Below are 226 nucleotides of genomic sequence, written 5' to 3' on the forward strand. Positions count from 1 at the left end.
ACTGACTCAGCGCATGGCACAGCATACAGAGCAGGGTGGTATTGTGATCCTTACAACGCACCAGCCTCTGGGTGTTGAGACCGATAAAGTTCGACGTATTGCGCTGACCAGCGAGAGGGCCGCGCAATGATGTGGCAAATCTTCCGTTTAGAACTGCGGGTTGCGTTCCGTCATAGTGCAGAGATCGCCAATCCGTTATGGTTTTTCCTGATCGTTATCACGTTGT

1 protein-coding gene and 1 pseudogene are annotated in these 226 nt (G+C 51.8%); both read left to right on the plus strand.

The annotated features are described in order from the left end of the window. Positions 1–130, plus strand: a pseudogene (locus tag FDX22_RS24740) (heme ABC transporter ATP-binding protein CcmA); the annotation flags it as partial. Further along, on the plus strand, positions 127–226 hold a 100-nt coding region (locus FDX22_RS24745; RefSeq protein WP_186805473.1), incomplete at its 3' end, for a heme exporter protein CcmB. The pseudogene FDX22_RS24740 and the gene FDX22_RS24745, both read left to right, overlap by 4 nt.

Source organism: Citrobacter sp. TBCS-14, assembly GCF_005280805.1.
GTDB classification, from domain to species: Bacteria; Pseudomonadota; Gammaproteobacteria; order Enterobacterales; family Enterobacteriaceae; genus Citrobacter; species Citrobacter gillenii.